Origin of the sequence: Acetobacter tropicalis, from assembly GCF_001580915.1 — a bacterium.
Lineage (GTDB): Bacteria > Pseudomonadota > Alphaproteobacteria > Acetobacterales > Acetobacteraceae > Acetobacter > Acetobacter tropicalis.
The window spans coordinates 1-3,937 of record NZ_LHZQ01000112.1; the positions used below are offsets into that span (position 1 = coordinate 1).

The following is a 3,937-nucleotide window of genomic DNA, read 5'->3' on the forward strand; positions in this document are numbered from 1 at the left end:
ACCGCACCAATCCCGCGCAGCGGGTTCGTTCTCCCCCCCCCCAAATCTGCCTGTCGGCTTCACCAATTCAGCAGACAGGCAGTGCTCACCTCAAGTCAGACGAGGTGGTAAGCCTTCTGTTGTATTCCTCGTGAGGCTTCCCAAATTCATAGGAACTGCGTCTTTTAAGAAGGATCTGTCATGACCAGCCTGTTTGAGCCGATTGAACTGGGAAGCATTTACGCCAAAAACAGAATTCTCATGGCGCCGCTGACACGCGGTCGGGGCACCCGTGATCATGTGCCCACCCCCATCATGGCCGAATATTACGCGCAACGGGCCGGAGCCGGTCTGATCATCTCAGAAGCGACCGGGATCAGCCGCGAAGGTCTTGGCTGGCCGTATGCGCCGGGCCTGTGGTCGCAGGAACAGGTGGAAGCCTGGAAGCCCATCACCGCCGCAGTTCACGCCAAGGGCGGAAAGATTGTGGCCCAGCTCTGGCATATGGGTCGGATGGTTCATTCCAGCGTGACGGGCCAGCAACCTGTGTCCTGCTCGGCGACAAAAGCGCCTGAAGCCCTCCATACGTACGATGGCAAGCAGGCTCCCGAAGTCGCCCGCCCTCTCACCAAGGAGGACATTGCCCGCATCCTGAACGACTACGAAAATGCTGCTCGCAATGCCCTTCAGGCAGGCTTTGACGGTGTGCAGATTCATGCCGCCAACGGTTATCTGATCGACGAATTTCTGCGGGACGGCACCAATCATCGTTCCGACGAATATGGCGGTTCGCCGGAAAACCGCATCCGCTTCCTGCGTGAAGTCACCGAACGCGTGATCGCAACGATTGGCGCGCACAAAACGTCAGTAAGGCTGTCCCCCAATGGCGATACGCAGGGCTGCATCGACAGTCATCCAGAGCAGGTTTTTGTGCCGGCCGCAAAGCTGCTGAATGACCTCAATATCGCTTTCCTTGAACTGCGCGAGCCCGGACCGAACGGCACGTTCGGCAAAACCGACCAGCCCAAGCTGCATGGTCCGATCCGCGAAGTCTTCAGGAAGCCGCTGGTTCTGAATCAGGACTACACACGGGAAGAAGCGATCGAGACAGTCGCTACCGGTGTTGCGGACGCCATTGCGTTTGGTCGGCCTTTCCTCGCCAATCCGGACCTCGTGCGTCGTCTGGAAGACAATCTGCCCCAGAACAAGGACGATATCCGCACCTGGTACTCGCAGGGTGCAGAAGGCTATACGGATTATCCGCTTGCTCGCTGATACCCTATTTTTCCCGCAAGTTCCTTCCAATGGAAGGAACTTGCATTTGAACTATAGAAAATATTTAGCCGCCGACGTGATACTTGTCGTGAAGTAGGCGAAATCACCTGAATAGTTCTACTCCCTGCCATGAATGTGAACACTGCGAAAGGCTGTTTTCGGTAACTCTATCCCGATAGCCGACTGTCTGTTTCCCCCCAAATTCGCCTGTCTGCTCAAGCGAACCAAAACAGACAGACGGCAGTGGCCCTCTTTGCCGACGTAGGGCTCGGCACTCTGCATTGCCGGAAGCGGACGCCAAATCATAACCGGCCTGCCAGGCGGGTCAGAAGATCCATGCGTTCGTGCAGGATGGCCACGACCAATGCTGGTGCATCCTCACGCGGCAGACAGAAAATGTAGTGATGATCGACCCGCACCATTCTCAGTCCGGGATACACAGTGCTCATATCTTTGAAAGCGCTATGACCTTCGGCGAGACTGACAATGCCTTGCTCCAGAACGCCGAGATATCGACGAACCTGAGCGTCTCCCCATTGTTTTGCTGTATACTGGATGACCGCACGCAAATCGGCTTCAGCTGCCTGAGTAAGAACGTAACTTTTCAAACGCGCTTCCCGCCGAGTTCCTCATCAAGAATCGCGCTGACGCTCTTCGAACTCACCTTACCGTCAAGGCCTTCCTGAACACGGGCTCCAAGAAGATTTTTAAGCTCCCGCCACGCATGGTCAGTATTCATGCTGTCAGGGAGTAACCGTTCAAGGGCATACTGTTTGATCGTCTTCCCCTGTAGCGCGGCCAGTGCTTTCAGGCTCTGGTGCTGCTGATCTGTCATATCAATGGTCAGTCGGCTCATGATATATCCCTCCCATAAAGCACAAACCCACATTATCACATATGTGGGCACGATGCGAGGAAAAGGCGGGACACGCCTTCTTTGAGGACATAAACGATTGGACATGTGCAGTCTGAAACCGGATATCGACCTGCTGCCATCGCTGGCGGCGGCATCCGTCGTCTTCCATTAGCGGATCAGCCGAAACTTTCGGTCGATGGAACTATGCGATTTATAGCCAAAGAAAGGGATGGCGAGATCTGTAGACGGGATCGTCCCGTCATCCTGACGCTTCGCTTTCGTGAACTTCAGCGTCCATCGCGCATGACGATCTTTATGGGACAGCTTTGACGGCTTGTCCTGCCAATCCTGTGGGATCTGGCCTGACATCGGCAGATAACCGGCATTCCGCAGGATCGCATCAAAGCGGTTGAACAAAACATCAATTGCTCCCGCCTGTGTCAGACGCTCACGAAACAGCCACACGGTCTTGGCATCAGGCACGCGGTCAGACAGTCCCGGACCAGGGAACCGCATGAAGGAAAGACGGTCATTGATCAGGTATTCTGTCCGTTCGTCAGACAGGTTGTCCAGCGTCTGGATGACCAGAATTTTGAACATCAGCACTGGATCAAACGGAGGACGACCGCCTTTGCTTCCGTCTGAATAGGCCAGCGCCTTGTTCAGCTCCGGGCGGAACACCTCAAAATCTACATTACGGGAAAACGCTTCAAGTTGGTCACCAGGCCCACTCAACCGAGCAAGCCGCTCTTCAACATCAAAGAAACCAGAGTGCGTCATGAGCCACTCCTCCAGTCATCACGCAAGAGAGGGAATCACAAAGAACGTCCCAAAACCAGAGTGTTTTTCGAACCCTCCATCTTTAAGTATTATCTGAACAAGCAGACAGAACAAAGAGTCCATCATAAAGCTTATTTTTTATGGGAAAGGTTTTATATAATTTGTCAATCAACCCAGGGATGTAAATATATTTTGGGGCAGGGATATCAGGTGATGGAAAATCATACGCTTTCTCCATCCTCTCATTAAACCCGATAAAATTTGTTTCATCAAATCGGATATCATGATTCTGGGGAGAATATAAATTTGGTGCATTTACTGATTTAATAGGTATTATCTCATAGGAGGTGACATTTCCGAGTATTGGAAGGTAAATAACATTTATCTCGTTATTTGGAAAATCAATTTTAAAACCAACATATTTTCCCTCTTTACGAGGAATAACGATAGGCTTTAAGATTTCGCCATCCTTGTTAGCTAGCTTGTAAGTTGAGTTTTTATATGGGCATGTTTTTGCTAATAGAAAACTCGGCATTAAAAAAGAACACACAGAGATAACCAACAAAAATCCGAGTTTTCTATTTCGCATCGTATTATTCCATAACCTTATTGAACTGACATACCAAGTTCGCTTATTTTCCCGTTAAAATATGTTGTGACATCCGTACCTGTATAATTTTGGGAATTCCAACCATAATGAAATTTCGTGTAAACGTAGTCTGAAAAGTCCACACCTGATGGAATAGCATTACCATTGGCGTCATGGCCATTATTATATTGTTGTTGTAATTGAGAAAGATCTTCATAGAAAGCTGTTATCTGATCACTCTCACTATTTCTGTCAAGATTGGAATGTCGATCATTCCAAGTCCCCTCGTTATACTGGTAGAGACCTGAAGCCGTAGACCCATCTGGCGAGGAAGTATTAACTCCAAGGCTTGATTCAGCAAAAGCGACTGTGGCTGCAAGAGACGCCTGGGAAGCATTAAATCCATGATCGTAAGCGTAATCAACGCGGAAATCTCACAGAAGGGTTGTACATCGGGT

General features: G+C 50.5%; 4 protein-coding genes and 1 pseudogene. 1 reads left to right on the forward strand and 4 read right to left on the reverse strand.

Translation table 11 applies throughout. The features are described 5' to 3' along the window. The first annotated feature begins 180 nt into the window (after positions 1–180). Positions 181–1,254 (forward strand): alkene reductase, encoded by a 1,074-nt coding sequence (locus AD944_RS01045; RefSeq protein WP_045543203.1) that lies wholly within the window; start codon positions 181–183, stop codon positions 1,252–1,254. Between the two features lie 302 nt (positions 1,255–1,556). On the opposite strand, the gene AD944_RS01050 is transcribed toward AD944_RS01045, so the two are convergent. The 4 genes and pseudogenes from AD944_RS01050 to AD944_RS16570 form a co-directional block, all read right to left on the reverse strand. Then, entirely contained in the window at positions 1,557–1,862 is a 306-nt protein-coding gene (locus AD944_RS01050) for a type II toxin-antitoxin system RelE/ParE family toxin (protein ID WP_045543202.1), read from the reverse strand. Next, on the reverse strand, positions 1,859–2,110 hold the full coding sequence (locus AD944_RS01055; RefSeq protein ID WP_045543201.1) for an antitoxin: 252 nt from the start codon (positions 2,108–2,110) through the stop codon (positions 1,859–1,861). The genes AD944_RS01050 and AD944_RS01055 overlap by 4 nt, the downstream gene beginning before the upstream one ends. Before the next feature lie 171 nt (positions 2,111–2,281). Continuing rightward, positions 2,282–2,890: pseudogene (locus AD944_RS01060) on the reverse strand (IS5/IS1182 family transposase); the annotation flags it as partial. An 82-nt stretch (positions 2,891–2,972) separates the two neighbouring features. Then, entirely contained in the window at positions 2,973–3,479 is a 507-nt protein-coding gene (locus AD944_RS16570) for a hypothetical protein (RefSeq protein WP_145912895.1), read from the reverse strand. Between the last annotated feature and the right edge of the window lie 458 nt (positions 3,480–3,937).